Here is an 18230-nt window from a genome sequence, read left to right on the forward strand (position 1 = left end):
CGCTATGAGATTTTCAGGTTCCCAATTAGATGACTGATGGCGACGCACCCTAGGATGTCTCAGGCTCGACAATTCATTTGTGTATCCGTGTCAAAATCAGTATGGTGCGTCGCTATGAGATTTTCAGGTTCCCAATTAGATGACTGATGGCGACGCACCCTAGGATGTCTCAGGCTCGACAATTCATCCGTGTATCCGTGTCAAAATCAGTGTTGTGCCTTCCTTCTTCCTTCTTCTTACAGTTTTAGCAACGCTTCCTTGATATCCAGCGCTAAAAATCTATCCAATGCTAGATACATCCAATAAACAGATAACTGACTATCGCTGCTAGTCTTCTGAAATCCCAAAGCCAGGGACTGTTTTTCGTACATGGGGTGGATCATCAGGGTGTACAAGTCGCAAAGATTGGGAAAATCTGTTTGCATTTCGCCTAAAACTTTTTGTGAGTCTTCGAGAAAAGCAATGCGGTATTCTGACAAATACTGCGGATCGATCATCCAACTGCGGACAAATACTGACTGGCAATTTTGATCTCCTGGTAACGCCATTTTGAAAGGATCGATATCGGAAATAGAGCTTAAATGAAGCCCTTTACTAGGAGCATTAAAAAAATTCACTTCCGATTCGCTAGCTGTGGGATAAAGTAAGTAAAAGCCGACTGGATTTAGATTATCTGAGCGGCGCAAAACTCGCATTCCCTTTGAGTATTGATGGGCAAAAAGCCGGAGTATTTTAGCAATTTTGTGGGGAACTGTGTTAGTGTTGCGGTTCATCCAGTTGTAATTGGTGGCTAATAAATTGGCAACGATAATTGCGTCGCACCGAGGGTTGAAATCATCTAATTGGAGTTGTACAGGCTTTTGAGGTTCGGCGGTTTCTAAAATTTCTGAAACTGACTGAATTTTAATTGCCGTAGCGTTACCATCAAAGTGTTTTGCGATTAATCCGAGTGCTGCTAATTTATCTAACATCATTCCGGCGGCGCGATCGCTCCCGCGATCGGAATCGCAGTAAAATAGTTCGGCGGCTTCCCGGTGAGTGCACTGCACTTCTGTTGCGGGTACTTCCAGTTTCGTCAGCGGTGGTTTGAGACGGGGCTGGCTTTCCTGAAGCTGTTTCACCGATAAGTAAACCCAAAGCCTGATAAAGCATTCAGCCCTAGTGCGGGTTACGCCTACTCGTTTCATCAACAGCGAAACAGCCGTGCGGCGTTGAGAAGGAGAATACCAAGTATCTAGTTTTGCAATATCCATTTCAGTCGGGAAGCTGCGAAGGAACTCTAGTTACATATTGGCTCAATTACATAAAACTTCACCCCACTTCAGGTTATTTGTTGCCGCTGTTGCTCAACTTGCCTGATTTCCGGCGAGTCTACAAGATAGCTGCTTGCTCGTTGCAAGTTTACAAATCACAAAGCACAATCAATTTTAAATATTTTATGACCCGACTAAATTAGCAACTTTAGAGGTTTACGTCATGTACAGTGCTGATACCAATTTAATATGAAGCTGCCGAGAATAAAGCTTCAAGAATGAAATTGTAAGAAGATAGCGAACTGCGACAGTTCAGGTGTGATTTGTTGCAGAACAAGGTTAAGTCGTTCATGCAATAGGGTTCTTGGAGCCTCTATCGATATTTGGAACTGCAAAAAGAGATGAGGAATGTTTAAAAGTATGGTGCTACTTATAGCAATCTTTGCAGGAGTCGTAAATTTTTTACCCCACCCCAACCCTCCCCGAAATCGCGGGGAGGGAGTAAGAAATTCACAAATGATTTAGGATGGCTATAAGCTGTTGTGCATTTAAATTGTATATTTCGAGTCCCGATCGAACAATCGTCAAGTCCTCTCCCCCGATCCCCATCGGACCCTCTCCCTCTCTAATACCATAGGCAATCTAGATGCAACACAGCTTATGTAGGGTGCAACCTAAGCACCTTACGACTATTTAATGACTGCCAACAATCTAGATAAACCCGCCCCCACACAATGAATAATCTGCATCAACGCTGTCTGTGAACGCATCGAAAAAATGTACATTTGGATTGTTCGTCTTGGGAGGGCGGGTTTTTCAGATTATTCGTTTCCGACATAGATGGTTGGTAAAACCCGCCCCTACGCAATCTGAAATTATAGTTGATTTTTCAGGTATAAAATTAAGAGGAAAACTCAAGCTGCTGCTAGCTGTGCTTGTTCTGCTGCTTGGGGCAAAGTCTGATTTACCACAATCCACTTGCCTGTAATTGGGTCGCGGTAAGTAATAAAGGGATTAGATTTTAAAGGTTGACTGCAAGGTTTAGCGCCCATCTCTACACACTCCCTATAAATGGCATTGAATAACTACTACAACACCATACCTTTAATAATCGGCTATTTTGCCTAAAATCCGCGTGATTTATACCTCAACAATAGGTGATATTTAAGGTATGTTTTCGTGACATAGAACACTGCCTCATGTGATTTAAAACTGCGTGGACAGTGAGCAGTATCACCAAAAACCTTCCGTAAAAAAATCTGCCTTGTGGTTTTTACCTTCTACCTTTAAGCAGACCACTGTTTTCAGTATACATCTGATATTATTAAGTAAGGTAAAGATGTTTATCAGAGATCCCCTCACAAACTTATGGTGCTATTTGGATTTGGCAAAAAGTCGAGCCTGCCCTCTCCCCAAGAGGCATTACCGGGACGGGCAGAGTCGATGTCGGTACCGGCAAGTCACTTTGTTAACGGCAATCCGCTCAAACCTCCCTTTCCAAACGGCATGGAGACTGCGTTGTTTGGCCTGGGCTGTTTTTGGGGAGCGGAACGCAAATTTTGGCAGCAAAATGGAGTTTTTTCGACGGCTGTTGGCTACGCGGCTGGGATTACTCCGAATCCTACTTACAATGAAGTTTGCAGCGGGATGACGGGACATAATGAAGTAGTTCTGGTTGTGTTCGATCCGAAAGTAATTAGTTACGAAACGCTGCTTAAAGTTTTTTGGGAAAGTCACAATCCTACTCAAGGAATGCGTCAGGGTAATGATTCTGGTACTCAGTACCGATCGGGCATTTACACGTATTCAGCTAGCCAAATGCAGTTAGCTGAAGCTTCGCGAGATGCTTACCAGCAGGCTTTGACGGCGGCCGGTTACGGCAAAATTACTACTGAAATTATTGATGCTCCTGAGTTTTATTACGCAGAAAGCTATCATCAGCAGTATCTTGCTAAAAACCCGAACGGTTATTGCGGTTTGGGCGGTACTAAGGTTTGTTTGCCTGCTATGTCTCAGGCTTAAAACTTTTACAAGGGGTATTTTGGGGCTGTTACAATAGTCCGGCAGTCGGGCAGGGGTTTAAACCCCTGCCTCAAAGCTTAAGTCGTCTGAAGACGACTGAAAGGTTATTGAGATGGCAAAAGGGATTAGTTGAAAGCAGGTAAAATAATGCTGGCGGGTGTGGTAATTATCAATTTAATGATATCTCTGGTCTGTTTTTATATCGCTGCGAAGGTGGGGAAAATCAGGCGGACGATCGCACGTTTGGAACTTCGGATCGCAGCAATCGAACGCTGTAGCAGCAATGTCCTCAGTATGTCGCCGGATTTCCTTGGTAAAAGGCAGCAAGGTACTCGCCAACTACGACGGCGTTATCAACAACTAGAATTGCAACTGCAACAGGTTCAGCAACTTTTGGGATTGCTGGGTTTGGGACGGATGCTTTGGTCCAGGCGCGATCGACGTTTGAGGTAAGCTATCCTAAAATTGCCGCCTGTGCTGACTCCCTAGGATTTTCAACAATATTTCTACCTTTGTAAAGGGCTGCGATCGGGCAAACGCCCCTAAAATTGGTGTATGGAGAGAAGTTATAAAAATGTCAACTAAACGTTCAGGATTATTTATTGGCGGTTTGCTTGTGGGTTCTGCGATCGGGGCCGTGACTGGCTTGCTGATGGCACCGCGACCGGGCAAGGAGACGCGGCAGATATTGAAAAAATCAGCCGATGCTTTGCCGGAGTTGGCGGAAGATTTATCGACTAGCGTGCAGTTGCAGGCCGATCGACTTTCTGAAACTGCCATCCGAAATTGGGACGAAACTTTGATTAGACTCAAAGAGGCGATCGCGGCCGGTTTGGAAGCGACTCAGCGGGAACGCCAAACCCTGTCGGAAGCTGAATCTGAAGTGAGTCCCTCCTCGCGCCCTCCCATCCGCTAAATGGCATGAAATTCTCAACCCCCAATCCCAGATTCAAGTGAGCGATCCTATATTTTGGCTAGGACTTTCAATTTTGCTAGTGGCAGTTAGCCTGACTGCTGTTTTAGTGACTTTAATACCTGCAGTGCAAGCGCTGGCCAGGGCGGCCCGCAGCGTGGAAAAGCTCGCTGACACGCTTTCTCGCGAATTTCCGCCGACTTTGGAGGCGATTCGCTTGACGGGGCTGGAAATTAGCGAGTTGACGGATGATGTCAGCGAGGGAGTACAAAGTGCGGGCGAGGTTGTCAAACAGGTCGATCGAAGTATTGGTAGCGCCAAAAAGCAGGCGCAAAATGTGCAGGTAACTACTCGCAGCGTGGTGACTGGGATTAAGGCTGCTTGGAAAACTTTAACTCGCAAGCCACCGATGTCTGGGACAAATCGCCGATCGACAGATAGATTGTCGCCGAGTCAAAGAAGTGCGCTTTCGCTGAGGGATTCGGGTTTGGAGGGCAGGCATTCTGGGGTTTACGGTGCCGGTGCTAGTAATGGGGAATCGCCCAGGTTGAGGAGTAGCGAGGGTTCGGGTTTGCCGGGGGATGCTGGAGAGTTTGAGGAAGTGCGATCGAACGATTCTTGATTGCACCCAATTCCCGATCATCCCTCCACAGCACACCCATCCCACCAGCAAGGATTCTTATCAATAAAATCCATCAAAGCATCATACTTAGGCGAACCCTTTTGTTCCACATATTCCAAAGCCCCCCAACTTCCCCACTTACTAAATCCACCAACGTCCACAAAGTGCATGAAAAGACTGCCTCCAGCTTGTTTCCAACTATTCAGTAATTGAGTGTACATATCATACATTTCAGGACGCCTATTTAATGCCATAAAAAACTCAGTCAGTTTTTCGTTATTCTCAACTCCTTCAATACCTACAATATGTTGACCGCCCTCGTAAACAAATAACTTGAGACCTTTTTTTTGAGCCACATCTAAGAAATACTTAAAGTCATTCTCAACATCGGGCAAACTATCTTTGAACCCCGGCAGTAACCCGCCCTCTCTTAATTGCTTAAAAGCTTTGCCAAATCCGCCATCTGCGTCATTCAACCAAGACTCTACTGTGCTGACACTTTCTTTCCCGCCCAAGTTGCCGCTAAAATATCCAGCTATGGCTACGGCATCAATACCGTGTTGATAACAAGGTTTATTGCCTTCAGCCACCCAATAGGAACACTCTAAAGAATAAGTTTCTAAATCTCTCCAGGCTCTTTGAGTTCCTAACACGCAGACAACTCGATTCTTTTGATCCTCAAAAACACCTTTCCAGATATCGCACATTTGAGCAGTACGCATTCCGTACCATTGCATAAAAGCATCGCCTTTATCTCCCCACTTCGCTTTACCTTGTTCCAAAGCATAATGAGATTGTGGAAATAACCAATTCCAAACCTCATTAGAATACTCTACATAAACTTTCAGCCTTGGATCTAAACTATCTTTTACCATTTTAGCAAAGTTAGTCATATATTCATCAGTAGCCTGATGCGGCATATTAAACCAGGGTTCTGCTTGAACTTTGTTAGCTAAATTCACCATGACTTCTATGGGAACACTGCCTCTGTAAGAATAGGATACACTCTCTGGTTTAGGTCGGTTTGACCATTCTTTTTGTTCAGAACCATTTGTCTCCATCCAGTCCATAAAACGCAAAACTCTAAATTTTTTAATCTTGTCTATCAACAGCGGATTAAATATTTCACCGCTTTGAATAAGCTGTTCATCTTGGGAGTGAAACATTTTAATGTTGCGGATATAGTTCCCTGTTTTATTGGGATCGGTAGCAGTAATTGTAATCATTATGCCTCCGCCTTGTGTGGCATCGACATTAATGATATCCCTCCCAGGTTTCGACGCAGCCTCATCTTTTTTGGCATCAAACCTATATTCGATCGCACCTTCACCCTCATAAGTAACAATATATTGCCCTGAAGGATAGCGATTGGGGATTTCCCTAAGTAATAGGGTACTTACCCTAGTATATTTAGGAGCATCTTCGGGCGAGGGGAGAGACTTCACCCACCCATTTTCATCAAGGTTTAAAAGATTATACTCTTCTGTATCCCATTCACCTTGACAGTTTGGTTGTCCGCTGACGCATTGAGTTATCCATTGTCTAGAAGATTTGAAAGCATCTAAAAAGGGTAATTGTGTTGACGAGTCAGCAATACCGTGAAGCCCAACTCCTAAAGAAGAGCGAGAATTTGATGTATTTTGTACATCTGCCCGCACAGCTACTGTGTTATCTACTTGCCGTACTGCTGTGGGAGCAATATTAGTTGTTAAAGCCCAACATCCGGGAATAAAAATGACAAAAATTAATAAACCCAGCACAAAGCCCAGAGCTTTTTTGTTCGATCTGATACTTAATCGAGACATAAATTTGACTGATTTTATTGTTTTAGGTAAAATCGAAGCGGGTGAAGCTGTTTTAATTTTGATATTTTATCAAAAAGTTCCTTCTAAAACGATCGGCTATAAGATTATTAACATTTTTGCCTCTGTGTGGAGGGGCGAGATCCCTTTTTGTCCCCAAGTGCGATCGCCCATCTAACCGTCTTTATCCAAGTGTTCGGTTTTTGCAGTTTCTGAAGTTGAGGGGAATTCTAGTCGAATGTTAATATCAATTGATATTGTATTTTTCTCAATCACACCTATACCAACTATTTTTACTAATGCTTCTGTAGGTACAGAATTATTTATTTTAAATTCAGGAGAAGACAGAGTTTTATATCCGGCTTCCTGTAGCCGATCGCAAATATTGCGCCAATTTCCTACAGGTTCGTTAGGTACATCTGCGAGTTTTTTAACATATTGGTATAAAGTTTTACATAAATAAACCTCTGCACTTTTGGAGCTCTGAAACAGTTGGCGGGCGATTTCGGCGGGGCTGCAACCGGAAAGCAATCCTCGCAGGTAGAGTTTTTCTGTTTCTGTGAGTCCCCGGCGCGATCGGGGAGAGATTTGCCGTTTAGCTTCTGCAAAAGCTTGGTACAGCCTTTCTAAGTCCCAGTGTTTGGCGGCTTCGGCAAATAAGTCTTCTTTTGATGCCATTGTCGGGTGTGGTGAGATGTGGCTAACGATAGCATAACGGAAATTGCTAGCGTTTGTTAGTTGCTTGCTATCGATAGCTAGTGTAGTATTATACTAATACTAAAGATATAAGTGTAAATACTTAGCTAAGCGGGGAGGCGCGATCGTGATATTTCAAATTTTACCTGTTTAGTTAACTTTCATTAGTCAAAAAGTTAGTTTTTGTTCCTTAAACTGAGGTATTCCAATGGCTAAAGGTGATGAAATAGCGAAAGCGGCAGGTTCCGCTGCTGCGGGTGGTGCTGTGGGTGCTGGTGTGGTAGCTGCTACAGGTTTGACGGCAGTTGGTGCCGTTGGCGGAGGTGCTGGTATTGGTGCTGCTGCTGGCCCCGTTGGTATAGCCGTAGGTGCATTAGCAGGTTTGGCATTTTACGGGATTAGCAAGGCTTTTTCTGACGACTAAATATTGACTCGCGCCAGGGACTTAAATCCCAGGCTAATAACTCAAGTCGGTTGTTGATATTTAGCGCTTGTTGCACGAGTCCGCCGGGGGTTAAAAACCCCCGTCTCATAGCGAAAGTCCTCTAAAGAGGACTAAATACCTAATGTACAAAATTTTCAGTCCTCTGAAGAGGACTTTCGCTGTTAGCCAGGGGTTTAAACCCCTGGCGGATAGGTGGGTAAGCGCTAAATATCTTTCAATTTGAACCGCGAATTTCTAGCTCTAACTTAGCCCGTCCCTCAACTAAAAAGTGTTAACTTATGTCTTCTCAAGAATTTCAAGCAGCATACACCAGCATTGACAGTACAGGCACTTTCCTCTTACAATATCTCAAAGAATTTCGAGACGGACTCCGCATTCAGGGAGATGAAAGTCAAGGGCTACAAAGCATTGAAGATGAAATTAACAAAGCTTTAAAGGCTTTGCAAGATCAGAAGTATCAAGTAGCCGTCATAGCAGCAATGAAAGCTGGCAAAAGCACCTTCTTAAATTCTATCATCGGTGCTGATGTACTGGCGAGTGAAACGGCCGCCTGCACTATCTGCCGTACAGATGTCCGACACATTAAACCAGGCGAAACTCCTAAACTTTTAGAGTATCGGGAAGGAGAAAGAAAACCAGTCATTCTTGTTAAGGGTGACGCTGGCGAAATTCAGCAAAAATTCCTGCAGCGTACCCGTGAAATCAGAGAACAAGGCAATCCCGATCACACTACACGCTTTGAGATAGAGCATCCGATTGAAGCAATTAGCCAATTATCTTCTCTCACAGGCTTTACCTTAGTTGATACTCCCGGCCCTAATGAGTGGGAGTCTGCAAACTTCAACATAAATGCACTGAAGCAGACAGCACTAGAAGCACTGCGAACCTGCAATGCCATTCTGTTTATTTTAAACTACGCTTCCTACAAAGATAATGCAGTTGCTGATTTGTTTAAGGATGTTGTTGAAAATCGTAAGGATTTTATAGCTGAGAACACGGGGAAAATTTACTTTATTTTGAATAAAGTTGACCAAAAAACAGAGAGAGACAAAGAAATTGCTGATGTCATTAAAGATTTAGAGCGAGAGTTAGTTGGCTTTGGCTTTTGCAATCCAGTTATTTACCCTGCTAGTTCTCGACAAGGACTTCTAGCGAAACTGATTCAGCAAGAAAAGGCCACTGAAAGCGAAACCAAAGACTTTAAAAAATTCTTTAGTGCTAGGTATGCCACGGAAGATGAGGAAGGAAACCAGATTATTCCTGCACCCCGAAAAATAGCACCGCAAGCACTAGCAGATAGCGGTATCCTAACCATTCAAGAAACCGTCATTCAAAGGATTACGCAAAATTCTGGATGGAATTTATTGAGTGAGGTGGTGGCAGAAATTGATAAAGCTGCTAAGGCTATTGAGGATACTCTCAATACAGAGATCCGGGGTTGGGAAATGGGGATTGAAGCCCTCAAGGAAAAAGTAGAAGACTACAGGAGACGCTCAGAGAATGCGAGGTACAAAGTTAAATCTGTAGAAAAAGCTGTCGAGCAACAAAAACAAATACTAATTTCAGGATTTAGTCAAGGCATTAACACATTTCGTGATGAAGCTAAAGCTCAGATAACCAGTGAGATAGATAAGATTGCAGGATCACGTTCCGCTAACTCTCCAAACCCAAAAAAAAGTGAATTTCTTTCCCAACAACTGCAAAAAGTTGAAAAAATGGGCTTCGTCGGACAAATAGTGGGAGAATTTGGAGAAGCACTATTAGGGTTGATCCCTGTTTTTGGTCAGGGATTAGGCAAAGCATTCAAATTGAGCACATCTCTATGGGATAAACTGAGTGAAACTGTTCCTGACACTTTCAATGGTTCTGTCTCTGAACAAGATGATAAGCCTGAAAAGTTCGATCCATACATTATCCGTTGCAAGACTCAGACTGAAGCTCAAAAAATCCTAAAAACTATTAATGATGTTTGTGCGCCAAGTATTGAAAGTTGGTGGATAGATACTCAAGATCAGTTAGTTCGAGAGGGTACTAGCATCCGAGAGCAGTTAGCCGAGAAGATTCAAGAAGATATTCAAAAAATATCTGATGAGTTGTCTAATTATTTGGGTGATACTTTACAGGTGAGACTGAATATTAACCCGATTCAGTTTCCGAGTTTTGATTTTCCCGGAATTGATGCAGGTATTCAACGTCAAGTAGAGGTATTTACCAGGACTGAAAAGATAACTGAGGTTAAAAAGAAAAGCAGGACAAAAAAATCAAAAAGTTTATGTAAAGGCGATAAAACTTACACGATAGACGTTCCTATTGAAAAAACAATAGAAGTTCAAGACCAACGTACTATTTATCAAGTTGACTTGCGCCTAACTGTAAAACAAATCAAGCAAAAAATTGATGACAATGTATCAGGCAGCCAGTTGCTCCTAGAGCAGGTGATTGAGCAACAAGTTTCTACTGATTTTAAAAGTGCTGAACGGCAAATCAATGATTATATCAACAGGTTTCAAAATGACTTCGATCGCGTTTTGAAGGAACGGAAAACGAAAGAAGCAGAAGCGCCGGAAATTCTAGCTCGTCTTGAGTATCAAAAAGCCAAGCTTATTGAGTACCTCAGTCAATTGAGTTCGATTCGGGAATCTCTCAATAGTTGGAAGCCAGTTAAGTAAAGTTAGAGAAAGTACGATCGCCCTTTTTTCCCAAAGTGCGATCGCCCTTTTCCTCCAAATAACCAAAAGGGCGATCGCCATTATTGTCCGAAAGTTCGATCGCTCTTTCATTAATCAATAAAAACTTCTGAGTTGGAACTACAACTCTAAACGTGATAAGCAGTAATAGCAACTATTCCATCAGCACTGTAAATGGCTTCGATGCGTCTAAAAGTAGAATGAGTCCACCATACTTTCAGGCGATTTCCTTGAGCCGGATCTGTACCAATTTTACCATACCCTGCTGTCAATAGAAGTAACTCAAATTCTGTAGAAGGCAAAGTTTTGGCAGTAATTTGAATGATGCCGTCAAGCTTATGCTTATCAAGGGTCATAGCTACCTTGGTAAGTGCTATAGATACGGTAGCCAGGGAATACTAAAGCAATGCCAATGGGACTGTGAATAGTCCCCGGATAGCTTTCTTCGGGCTCGCTACCCCCAATCCTAATTTTGATAGCACCCAGCCAAATGTATAGCCCTGGAATTAAAGTATCTAAACTGTAGGCGATCGCCCGCATTTGAAGATCCGGGGGATTAATCGGTTTTAAATACTGTGGCTTTTCAGGTTGAGAAATGGACATGGCACTGATTCCTGTGCGGTATGGTGGAGAAGCGGTCTTGTTGAGAACATTTTAATATAACCTAAGTTTCAATTGCAAATTGTCAAGCTTAATTAATCTTATTTTACTTTAACTTGCGTAAGTCAGTTTGTCGGCATTTATGAAGACTACTCAAAGCTCGATCGCCCTTATTGTCCGAAAGTGCGATATACCTTATTTTCCCAAATAACCCAAAGTGCGATCGCCTTTCCCATGTCAAATCCCAAAGTGCGATCGCCCTTTTTTTATTCACTCGCGCACATATTCAACTTGTTAACATGATAACATATAAGCAGAACAGGTGTACGATCGTGAGAATATAAAAATTGGAGGAAGCCTAAATGGGAAAAAGTACGGAAGTGCCAGCCAAGCGACACGACCCAAATTACATACAGCTATCGGGAGATGTCCGAAAAGAACTAGGACTTCAGTTTAAAGCTGCGTGTACTCTCAAGCAGCTAAATATAGGAGAAGGGTTGGAAGAGGCGATCGAGATGTGGTTTCAGGCTCAGCAAGTCCCCTCATCCAGCAAGAGCAGCAAAAAGGGGGACAAGTGAGAGATCCAGAACGGGAAAAAGAAGAGCTTGGCAATCCCATCAACGAACCCGTACAAGCGTATAACCTAAAAGAAGCGAAAAAGAAATGCCAACAGCTAGCAACTGAATATGAACGGTCTCTTGCAGATGTTCGCCCTGAAGGCAAAGCCTGGTTTCGCTGCTACTTTCAGTGAGGGAAAATACATGAAAATTCGAGAATCAGTTGGTCAAAGTGTCTGGAACCATTCTGAGGGTTGGTGCTGCGAGCCTCTTGACCCCATACCGCCCGGTCATATTGCCCTGGCCGTTGAAGCGATCGATCTTAATCTTGTAGACTGGGATATCGAAGAAATTGGCGAAAAAGCAGGTTTTGATATTCAGTACAAATACACGGGAGTCAATGACCCGAAAGATTCATCTTTAGCTTGCGTAAGTCAGTTTGTGGGCATCTATGAAGACTTCTCAAAGCTCGATCGCGATTTGGAAATTTTGATTGCAGCCGGCATCCCGCGTCATTTATTTAAAATACTGACTGACAACGATGACATCGATTTGAAGCCTGTAACGCAATACCTCAAAGCTGTCTCATAATGCTTTGAGTGTAGCGCAATTGTTTCTTTTTCCGAAAGTACGATCGCCCTTATTGTCCGAAAGTGCGATCGCCTTTCCCATGTCAAATCCCAAAGGGCGATCGCCATTCCTTAAGTTAAAATATAACTTGTCAGATTAGATAATATAACTTCTCAGATTCAGAAAGGACAAGTTATGCCTGTAAACTGGAGAGAACATATCGTTAGTACCCCCGATGTACTGCGAGGTAAACCAAGAATCAAAGGGACTAGAATTCCCGTTGGCCTGATTTTAGGATATTTAGCATCAAATAACACTGTAGAACAAATCATCGACGAGTTTCCAGATATCACCAAAGAACAGATAGCTGCTTGTCTTGATTATGCTCGCGATTTGTCGGATTTTGAAACAGTTGCCTAATGAGTTTAAGATTGTTCATCGATCAATGCGTTCCTAAGTCTATTATTCAAATACTTCGTGATACCGGACATGAAGTTTTTGTATTGGGAGATTACATCTCAATAGAATCTCCAGATACTATTGTCATTGCCAAAGCTCAGGAATTCAATGCCATACTTGTTTCTCTGAATGGAGACTTCTCAGATATTGTGACTTATCCGCCAAGTTCATATCAAGGAATCATTTCTATTCAACTGAGAAATCACCCTGAAATTATTCCTCAGTTGATGGCAAGGCTAACAGAATACTTATCATTGCACGATAGTGAGGAGCATTATCGAGGTAAATTACTACTGGTAGAAGTTTACAGAATTCGCATTCGAGAGTAAAAATTGATAGCGAGATCCCTTTTCCCCCAAATAACCAAAAGTGCGATCGCCCTTATTGTCCGAAAGTGCGATCGCCCTATAATTTCAGCATGGCAACCACTGTCAAATTCAACAGAGCGATCGGTATAATTAAAAAAACAACATCAAATACAGTCAATTAATGCCATGATTGCTAATTTGCCCATCAAGCTGCCTCACTTACCCAACAGCTTGCCCAGCGAAGGTTCTGTCCGCATTGAGTTAGTCAACGGACTCTTAATATTTAGCGCTTCTATTCAAACCCAGGAACGAATTCAAACTTTAACAGCTCAACAACAAGCATCAAATCTCACTCCCGAAGAACAAACAGAATTGGATGGATATCGAGAATTCATTAGCTATCTAAATTTGGTAAATGAAACCATGAAAAATACTTTTCTATATCCTTTGCGAGGCACTGTCATTGGCTATAATGAGCCGTTTGAACCTGCGGTTTCCTTGGAAGATTGGGAAGTGTTACAATGATTGTACTAGATACTCATATATGGGTTTGGTGGGTTGACGATAACACACGACTAACTCAGAAACATCGGGACAGGATACAACAATATCAATCTCAAGGTTTAGGAATCAGCATCATTTCTTGTTGGGAGGTTGCTAAATTAGTAGAAATGGGAAGACTTACTTTGTCCGTTATAGTTGATGAGTAGTTAAAACAAGCTTTGGCTTATCCCGGAGTGCAGCTACTCGAACTCACCATTCCCATCATTGTTGAGTCAACTAAACTCACAGGTTTTCACCGCGATCCAGCAGATCAAATCATTGTGGCAACTGCGAGGATTTGCGGGTGTCCCTTACTAACTGCTGATGCAAAAATTCTGGCATATCCTGATGTACAGACTCTTCAGTGACAGGTAAAAAATGCCTTAAGACGAATCTTTAGGTTGCGTTAGTCAGTTTGTCGGCATCTACGAAGACTCGTCAAAGCTCGATCGCCCTCTCGAAGCTTTGATTGCGGCCGACATCCCTTGTCATCTATTTAATAGGACTTACCCATGAGGCCCAGAAACCGGGTTTTTTATCAAAATACTTCGTTGTAGCCTGCAAATTCGGTAAAAAACCCGGTTTCTTTAGTCGGAGTGCATCAGTCTTGTCGGATAATGTTTTGGGTGTAACGCAATTGTTCTTTTTCCCAAAGGGCGATCGCCCTTACATCCCCAATTGTCAAAAAGTGCATGAAGCGCAGCTATCCCGTAGGGAATCGCCCCTACATGAATTATTCAAACTAACTCCGACACACTCAGCCGCCATTCTACGGATTCATACTCATCTAGCTCATTAAATTTTTTATCTCTTTTTTTTTGTCCTCAAACTAATTGATGAGATGAAGACCATGCAGTGACTATATATAGGGCTTTTTGCTGCTCATTTCGGTCATAAGATAGTTTCATTGTTTTGCCATCAATGGCAATCGCGTTTAATTCTAATTCCCCGATTATCGCATTTACCCAACTCAAAAAATATTCTTGAAACTGCTGCGGTTCACTTCGGGCTAATAAGGAGACTAAACCTGTCATTCGATTTTAGATTTTAGATTTTAGATTTTGGATTGACTTGCGCGAGATAAATTCGGGGGACGCAAGGATTTGAGATTTTAGATTTTGGATTGATTCCACGGATAAATCACGTGGCGGGTACCATCAAGAAATTCTTGGTCATGAGATGGTATACCGGTAATTATAGAAAGCTTTTGAACCATTCATATTTGGCGTTACCATAGGCTGTTCTTGCCACCCATCCGTCGGCACCGCGTCTGGATAGCTAGAATCGCGATCGATCTAATATCTTTGAGCAAATCTTCTTTACTTTTTTCTATTCTTAGGTCGTTCAATGTGGAAAAACTAAAAAAAAATGGTATTTAAAATATACACTTTTGGCAATGAATTTATTTGTTTGTTTGTTTTTGTTGCCAAGTTACAGCTTTACTAAAACCTCTTGCCCTCGATCACAATCTTGAACTACAATAAAGTACATAAAAAATTAGTCGGATCTAACTGTAGCATATTTTGGGTTAAAGTTAAGATTCGTTTACCCTGAATCTAAAATCTAAAATCTAAAATCTAAAATCGTATGACTGATTATAAAGGCGATCGACAAACCAGCAACTTAGCAGCTATTAACCAACAAATCACTTGGCTTCAGCAACAGCCAGATGGCTTCCTATTTCAACAAAACTCCGGCGACAACTGCATCGCCGTAAAAAAAATAAACTCAGTGCTACTACTGCTCTTAGCAGACAGAGAAACCTTAATCACAAATGTAGCTCAATCTATCCTAGACCTCAACAATCCACTAAATTTAATTTTTCCCTATTCCCGATCCGTGCTGCTAGCATTAGTCTGGAAAACTAACCCAAAAAAAATCTATGTAATCGGATTTGGTGGCGGCACCCTCCCCAGAATTTTCCACCACTATTTCCCTAACGCGATAGTCGAATGTACAGATATTGACCAAAAAATAGTCGAAGTAGCTCAAAAATTTTTTGGCATTCAATTCGACGACAGACTCAAAGTAGTCATTCAAGACGGGCGCGAATATCTAGCCCAACAAGATTCCACAGTAAAAAACGATATAATTATCGTGGATGCTGGTTTTGGCAGCGGCTATATGCCCTATAAATTGGTGACACAAGAATTTTACAAACTGTGCAAAACTCGCTTGTCAAGCGCAGGTGTTCTAGTTGTCCACCTGTTCCACAAACAAGAGTTTAATGCGGCAGCGGTGAAAACGATTCAAACTGTGTTCGCACAAGTTTATATATGCAATTTAGAAACCGGCAACAGCGTTGTCATTGCGACTAATGCTCCCGATTTAGCTAAAAATGAAATTTTCTTGAAAGCCGAACTTATTCAAGATTTCCACAATTTAGGATTTTCCTTAATAGAAATGTCGCTCCAGCTAAAAAAAGTAGCCCAATTTCCGGAATGGGTGAAAATTTGGGAAACGCTGCCAATTTTTACAGATGCTGAAATACCCGCCGGATATTTGGACTGATAAATATACACAATTAGGGCTGTTAAGGGAATCCACAAAAAACTCTAATTGTAGGGTGCTTATGGGGGCACGATCGGGCTGTAGAGTGTTTAGGGGCGCACCATCGCTATGCCTTTAGCAAATCCCAATCACTCAACAGTTGATACTACGAAACTTCGCTCTAAAAAATACTTGACAGTGAAAATCTGGCGGTGTATTATAGAAGTAGTGCAAAAAATGAAAAACATGAGACTAAAAAGTTGGGAGTCTCCTCGCAGCGAGGGTAGAAACTCCAAAGGTAAAGGCGGCTCAGCCAGGGCTCGGCAACTCAAAAAGCAACAGCAAACTCTGCGAAAACAGTTAAAAGCTCAACACGATCGACAAAATCACCCACAAAACCACCAACAAAACCATCAAGGGAAGGAAACCCATAATTCCTTCCCTTTTTTTGTATCTTTCCGCTGCTCAATCCCGCTGAATGTTCGGACAAATCGTGCTAGTAATGCTCGCCTGCGAGGGTTGCTCTTGCCAGCACTTGAGAATGCCTTGCAACTCCCTCTTCAAAGTTTCTAAGGCTGCAATTTGCACGGAAATTTCCTCTACTTTAGCCGTTAGATGCTGCTTCGCTTCAGAACAAGGCAACTCTCCCCGATCGCGAACCTCTAAAATATCCTTAATTTCCTGAAGGCTCAAACCCAGAGTCTGAGATCGTTTAATAAACGCCAACCTGTTGAATACGGTTTCGCCAAACAAGCGATAGCCCGCGGGTGATCGCTCCACCGCAGGAGACAGCAAGCCCATCTCCTCATAGTAACGAACAGTTTTGACCGACAAACCGCTACAGGCAGCTACAGAGCCAATTTTGTACAGTTTCTCGGCAACAGAAATATTCATAAACCAAGCATCCAAGATCGAAAGACTTTCTTGCCCTATCTTTTGGTGCCTCAGATCCAGGGAGTCGATCGGCACATCGCCCAGTCAGCATTGCCCAGTAATCTTAATAAGGAGGATTTTTTTTAGACACATTAAGCACCGGTAACTGAGGTCTAGAAGACTGAGGAGGAAGATAGTATTCGGGAGCAGGTGCGGTTTGTTCGGCTGCAGAGCGGTAAAATTGCCACCAGCGGAGAGCCATCGCCACCCCAGCGGTGCCAAGCCCAAAAGCCAATAAAGAGCCACTCGCACCCATGCTGCCGATGGCTGCATCGACAACGCCCACTGTCACAACAAAGCTGGTAATTGGCTCTTTACGGTAAGCTGACCTCAAAAGTCGCGTCCACGAAGCATTCATTTGGTTTTACTCTGTTCTATATTTATTTACAAGCTGCTATACAAAACTTGGCTAAACTTATCTCAGTTTCACCATTCAACTAGAAGTATTTTCTAGAGGGTCTGATTCCTGCTTCTGCCAAGGGAGTCGGCTCCTACTTGTCCACAGGCGTAAATTCGGGTGTAGCCCACCCTATTTTTTTAGTCAGTACAACTATTCTTTTTGAAGCTTTTAGCCATTGTTGAACCATTATTTTCAACCCATTTAACGAATCGTGGTATCCCGTTCGACCTTGTTATAGGCTGGTCAGTCTTAAATCGACCGTGGTTTACAAACCAGAAAATTTTTGCCTTGGTTTTCGGCATTATCCTGAGAATGTTACATAAAACGGAGCGCCTGTCAATATGGTCGCCATAATTCGCTTGATGGCAAGTTTAATAAAGCATTAAGCGATTAGAGCCATCTCTAAAACTTAGAGTTGGCGGAACGATCGGGATTTCTAGCTCAAAGACTAGCTTCACCTAAATTAATCTTCTCGCCTGTGGGGAATTGTACGGGAGCGAGGCAAAATTGCCAAGCTTGTCAAATCAAAATTCCACCCCATATATACCTCCAAAAGCCAGCTATTGCATTCGGGAACAGAACTCTCTCGGCAGAGAAGTCGCTGGGCTTCTTTCTAATTAATATTTTAATCAATTCCCGAATTTGTCGCGGTCAGCAGAAGCCACACCCGCTGCCGTTCGAGTCAAGACAAAGTGTAAGGCTGACCGCGCCATTGCTAAAATTAGTTGAGACCTAACCAGGACAGCAAGCCCTGGCCTGTGACATACTCGATAATTAAAGTTAGAGAAAAACCGATCATCGCGGCTCGACCGTTAAGGCGTTCCGCGTAGCTGTTGAAGCCAAACTTTGGCTGTTCCAGTTTGGGAGTGACGGTGGGTTGTAGTTGTGTCATTGCTTTGGATACCTGGCGATCGACGCTATTCAAATGTG

27 protein-coding genes are annotated in these 18230 nt (G+C 42.8%); 15 read left to right on the forward strand and 12 right to left on the reverse strand.

Features of this window, described 5'->3' with window-relative positions:
* Positions 1 to 236: 236 nt before the first annotated feature.
* Positions 237 to 1253 (reverse strand): hypothetical protein, encoded by a 1017-nt coding sequence (locus tag QT973_RS07545; RefSeq protein ID WP_333053408.1) that lies wholly within the window; start codon positions 1251 to 1253, stop codon positions 237 to 239.
* Positions 1254 to 2167: 914 nt separating this feature from the next.
* Positions 2168 to 2305, reverse strand: a complete 138-nt coding sequence (locus tag QT973_RS07550; RefSeq protein ID WP_333053409.1) for a hypothetical protein — start codon at positions 2303 to 2305, stop codon at positions 2168 to 2170.
* 316 nt (positions 2306 to 2621) lie between these two features.
* Between QT973_RS07550 and msrA the strand changes: the two genes are divergently transcribed.
* The 4 genes from msrA (at position 2622) to QT973_RS07570 (ending at position 4810) form a co-directional block, all read left to right on the forward strand.
* Positions 2622 to 3275, forward strand: coding sequence for a peptide-methionine (S)-S-oxide reductase MsrA (gene msrA / locus QT973_RS07555; protein WP_333053410.1), 654 nt, complete (start codon positions 2622 to 2624; stop codon positions 3273 to 3275).
* Between the two features lie 129 nt (positions 3276 to 3404).
* Positions 3405 to 3728, forward strand: coding sequence for a hypothetical protein (locus QT973_RS07560; RefSeq protein WP_333053411.1), 324 nt, complete (start codon positions 3405 to 3407; stop codon positions 3726 to 3728).
* 121 nt (positions 3729 to 3849) lie between these two features.
* A complete protein-coding gene (locus tag QT973_RS07565) occupies positions 3850 to 4191 on the forward strand; it encodes a YtxH domain-containing protein (protein WP_333053412.1) in 342 nt (113 codons plus the stop codon).
* Between the two features lie 37 nt (positions 4192 to 4228).
* Positions 4229 to 4810 carry a DUF948 domain-containing protein gene (locus tag QT973_RS07570; RefSeq protein ID WP_333053413.1) on the forward strand — a complete coding sequence of 194 codons (582 nt, stop codon included), beginning with the start codon at positions 4229 to 4231 and terminating at the stop codon, positions 4808 to 4810.
* A 17-nt stretch (positions 4811 to 4827) separates the two neighbouring features.
* Here QT973_RS07570 and QT973_RS07575 read toward each other — a convergent pair whose 3' ends face one another.
* Positions 4828 to 6615 (reverse strand): cellulose-binding protein, encoded by a 1788-nt coding sequence (locus QT973_RS07575; RefSeq protein WP_333312747.1) that lies wholly within the window; start codon positions 6613 to 6615, stop codon positions 4828 to 4830.
* 4 nt (positions 6616 to 6619) lie between these two features.
* Here QT973_RS07575 and QT973_RS07580 point away from each other — a divergent pair, with 4 nt between their 5' ends.
* Positions 6620 to 6790 carry a hypothetical protein gene (locus tag QT973_RS07580; protein WP_333391052.1) on the forward strand — a complete coding sequence of 57 codons (171 nt, stop codon included), beginning with the start codon at positions 6620 to 6622 and terminating at the stop codon, positions 6788 to 6790.
* Here the strand turns inward: QT973_RS07580 and QT973_RS07585 are convergent.
* Positions 6787 to 7290, reverse strand: coding sequence for a DNA-binding response regulator (locus QT973_RS07585; RefSeq protein ID WP_333391055.1), 504 nt, complete (start codon positions 7288 to 7290; stop codon positions 6787 to 6789). The genes QT973_RS07580 and QT973_RS07585 overlap by 4 nt on opposite strands.
* A 226-nt stretch (positions 7291 to 7516) precedes the next feature.
* On the opposite strand from QT973_RS07585, the gene QT973_RS07590 reads away from it, so the two are divergent.
* Positions 7517 to 7732, forward strand: coding sequence for a hypothetical protein (locus QT973_RS07590; protein ID WP_333391057.1), 216 nt, complete (start codon positions 7517 to 7519; stop codon positions 7730 to 7732).
* A gap of 461 nt (positions 7733 to 8193) precedes the next feature.
* Complete coding sequence (locus QT973_RS07595) at positions 8194 to 10422, forward strand: dynamin family protein (protein ID WP_333391060.1); 2229 nt, start codon at positions 8194 to 8196, stop codon at positions 10420 to 10422.
* On the opposite strand, the gene QT973_RS07600 is transcribed toward QT973_RS07595, so the two are convergent.
* The 4 genes from QT973_RS07600 to QT973_RS07615 form a co-directional block, all read right to left on the reverse strand.
* Positions 10415 to 10540: a hypothetical protein gene (locus tag QT973_RS07600; RefSeq protein ID WP_333391063.1), complete on the reverse strand. Its 126-nt coding sequence runs from the start codon at positions 10538 to 10540 to the stop codon at positions 10415 to 10417. The two genes, QT973_RS07595 and QT973_RS07600, sit on opposite strands and share 8 nt — an antisense overlap.
* Before the next feature lie 28 nt (positions 10541 to 10568).
* Positions 10569 to 10796: a hypothetical protein gene (locus tag QT973_RS07605; RefSeq protein WP_333053419.1), complete on the reverse strand. Its 228-nt coding sequence runs from the start codon at positions 10794 to 10796 to the stop codon at positions 10569 to 10571.
* Positions 10786 to 11043, reverse strand: coding sequence for a hypothetical protein (locus QT973_RS07610; RefSeq protein ID WP_333053420.1), 258 nt, complete (start codon positions 11041 to 11043; stop codon positions 10786 to 10788). The genes QT973_RS07605 and QT973_RS07610 overlap by 11 nt, the downstream gene beginning before the upstream one ends.
* A gap of 103 nt (positions 11044 to 11146) precedes the next feature.
* Positions 11147 to 11314, reverse strand: coding sequence for a hypothetical protein (locus tag QT973_RS07615; RefSeq protein WP_333053421.1), 168 nt, complete (start codon positions 11312 to 11314; stop codon positions 11147 to 11149).
* A gap of 88 nt (positions 11315 to 11402) precedes the next feature.
* On the opposite strand from QT973_RS07615, the gene QT973_RS07620 reads away from it, so the two are divergent.
* The 7 genes from QT973_RS07620 (at position 11403) to QT973_RS07650 (ending at position 13845) form a co-directional block, all read left to right on the forward strand.
* Entirely contained in the window at positions 11403 to 11618 is a 216-nt protein-coding gene (locus QT973_RS07620; RefSeq protein ID WP_333053422.1) for a hypothetical protein, read from the forward strand.
* A complete protein-coding gene (locus QT973_RS07625; RefSeq protein WP_190738037.1) occupies positions 11615 to 11791 on the forward strand; it encodes a hypothetical protein in 177 nt (58 codons plus the stop codon). The genes QT973_RS07620 and QT973_RS07625 overlap by 4 nt, the downstream gene beginning before the upstream one ends.
* Positions 11792 to 11801: 10 nt before the next feature.
* Positions 11802 to 12188, forward strand: coding sequence for a hypothetical protein (locus QT973_RS07630; protein WP_333053423.1), 387 nt, complete (start codon positions 11802 to 11804; stop codon positions 12186 to 12188).
* A gap of 174 nt (positions 12189 to 12362) precedes the next feature.
* Positions 12363 to 12587: a DUF433 domain-containing protein gene (locus QT973_RS07635; RefSeq protein ID WP_190742266.1), complete on the forward strand. Its 225-nt coding sequence runs from the start codon at positions 12363 to 12365 to the stop codon at positions 12585 to 12587.
* Positions 12587 to 12955 carry a DUF5615 family PIN-like protein gene (locus QT973_RS07640; RefSeq protein WP_333053424.1) on the forward strand — a complete coding sequence of 123 codons (369 nt, stop codon included), beginning with the start codon at positions 12587 to 12589 and terminating at the stop codon, positions 12953 to 12955. The genes QT973_RS07635 and QT973_RS07640 overlap by 1 nt, the downstream gene beginning before the upstream one ends.
* Before the next feature lie 165 nt (positions 12956 to 13120).
* A complete protein-coding gene (locus QT973_RS07645) occupies positions 13121 to 13459 on the forward strand; it encodes a hypothetical protein (protein ID WP_333053425.1) in 339 nt (112 codons plus the stop codon).
* A gap of 197 nt (positions 13460 to 13656) precedes the next feature.
* Entirely contained in the window at positions 13657 to 13845 is a 189-nt protein-coding gene (locus QT973_RS07650) for a hypothetical protein (protein ID WP_333053426.1), read from the forward strand.
* Between the two features lie 456 nt (positions 13846 to 14301).
* On the opposite strand, the gene QT973_RS07655 is transcribed toward QT973_RS07650, so the two are convergent.
* A complete protein-coding gene (locus tag QT973_RS07655; protein WP_333260243.1) occupies positions 14302 to 14511 on the reverse strand; it encodes a hypothetical protein in 210 nt (69 codons plus the stop codon).
* 553 nt (positions 14512 to 15064) lie between these two features.
* Between QT973_RS07655 and QT973_RS07660 the strand changes: the two genes are divergently transcribed.
* The gene (locus QT973_RS07660; protein WP_333374665.1) at positions 15065 to 15988 is read left to right on the forward strand and encodes a fused MFS/spermidine synthase; all 924 of its coding nucleotides are present in this window, start codon (positions 15065 to 15067) and stop codon (positions 15986 to 15988) included.
* 444 nt (positions 15989 to 16432) lie between these two features.
* Here the strand turns inward: QT973_RS07660 and QT973_RS07665 are convergent, their stop codons facing one another.
* From QT973_RS07665 to QT973_RS07675, 3 genes are all read right to left on the reverse strand, one after another.
* Positions 16433 to 16861 (reverse strand): heavy metal-responsive transcriptional regulator, encoded by a 429-nt coding sequence (locus QT973_RS07665; protein ID WP_333053428.1) that lies wholly within the window; start codon positions 16859 to 16861, stop codon positions 16433 to 16435.
* 103 nt (positions 16862 to 16964) lie between these two features.
* On the reverse strand, positions 16965 to 17258 hold the full coding sequence (locus tag QT973_RS07670; RefSeq protein ID WP_333053429.1) for a hypothetical protein: 294 nt from the start codon (positions 17256 to 17258) through the stop codon (positions 16965 to 16967).
* Positions 17259 to 18021: 763 nt separating this feature from the next.
* Positions 18022 to 18192 (reverse strand): hypothetical protein, encoded by a 171-nt coding sequence (locus QT973_RS07675; protein ID WP_172186391.1) that lies wholly within the window; start codon positions 18190 to 18192, stop codon positions 18022 to 18024.
* Between the last annotated feature and the right edge of the window lie 38 nt (positions 18193 to 18230).

The organism is Microcoleus sp. Z1_A1 (assembly GCF_036700305.1).
GTDB lineage: Bacteria > Cyanobacteriota > Cyanobacteriia > Cyanobacteriales > Microcoleaceae > Microcoleus.

Coding starts and splice junctions, on each gene's coding strand:
- QT973_RS07545 (WP_333053408.1), bottom strand. CDS start 1,253: ATGGATATTGCAAAACTAGATACTTGGTATTCTCCTTCTCAACGCCGC.
- QT973_RS07550 (WP_333053409.1), bottom strand. CDS start 2,305: ATGGGCGCTAAACCTTGCAGTCAACCTTTAAAATCTAATCCCTTTATT.
- msrA (WP_333053410.1), top strand. CDS start 2,622: ATGGTGCTATTTGGATTTGGCAAAAAGTCGAGCCTGCCCTCTCCCCAA.
- QT973_RS07565 (WP_333053412.1), top strand. CDS start 3,850: ATGTCAACTAAACGTTCAGGATTATTTATTGGCGGTTTGCTTGTGGGT.
- QT973_RS07575 (WP_333312747.1), bottom strand. CDS start 6,615: ATGTCTCGATTAAGTATCAGATCGAACAAAAAAGCTCTGGGCTTTGTG.
- QT973_RS07585 (WP_333391055.1), bottom strand. CDS start 7,290: ATGGCATCAAAAGAAGACTTATTTGCCGAAGCCGCCAAACACTGGGAC.
- QT973_RS07590 (WP_333391057.1), top strand. CDS start 7,517: ATGGCTAAAGGTGATGAAATAGCGAAAGCGGCAGGTTCCGCTGCTGCG.
- QT973_RS07605 (WP_333053419.1), bottom strand. CDS start 10,796: ATGACCCTTGATAAGCATAAGCTTGACGGCATCATTCAAATTACTGCC.
- QT973_RS07610 (WP_333053420.1), bottom strand. CDS start 11,043: ATGTCCATTTCTCAACCTGAAAAGCCACAGTATTTAAAACCGATTAAT.
- QT973_RS07620 (WP_333053422.1), top strand. CDS start 11,403: ATGGGAAAAAGTACGGAAGTGCCAGCCAAGCGACACGACCCAAATTAC.
- QT973_RS07630 (WP_333053423.1), top strand. CDS start 11,802: ATGAAAATTCGAGAATCAGTTGGTCAAAGTGTCTGGAACCATTCTGAG.
- QT973_RS07635 (WP_190742266.1), top strand. CDS start 12,363: ATGCCTGTAAACTGGAGAGAACATATCGTTAGTACCCCCGATGTACTG.
- QT973_RS07640 (WP_333053424.1), top strand. CDS start 12,587: ATGAGTTTAAGATTGTTCATCGATCAATGCGTTCCTAAGTCTATTATT.
- QT973_RS07645 (WP_333053425.1), top strand. CDS start 13,121: ATGATTGCTAATTTGCCCATCAAGCTGCCTCACTTACCCAACAGCTTG.
- QT973_RS07655 (WP_333260243.1), bottom strand. CDS start 14,511: ATGACAGGTTTAGTCTCCTTATTAGCCCGAAGTGAACCGCAGCAGTTT.
- QT973_RS07660 (WP_333374665.1), top strand. CDS start 15,065: ATGACTGATTATAAAGGCGATCGACAAACCAGCAACTTAGCAGCTATT.
- QT973_RS07665 (WP_333053428.1), bottom strand. CDS start 16,861: ATGAATATTTCTGTTGCCGAGAAACTGTACAAAATTGGCTCTGTAGCT.
- QT973_RS07670 (WP_333053429.1), bottom strand. CDS start 17,258: ATGAATGCTTCGTGGACGCGACTTTTGAGGTCAGCTTACCGTAAAGAG.
- QT973_RS07675 (WP_172186391.1), bottom strand. CDS start 18,192: ATGACACAACTACAACCCACCGTCACTCCCAAACTGGAACAGCCAAAG.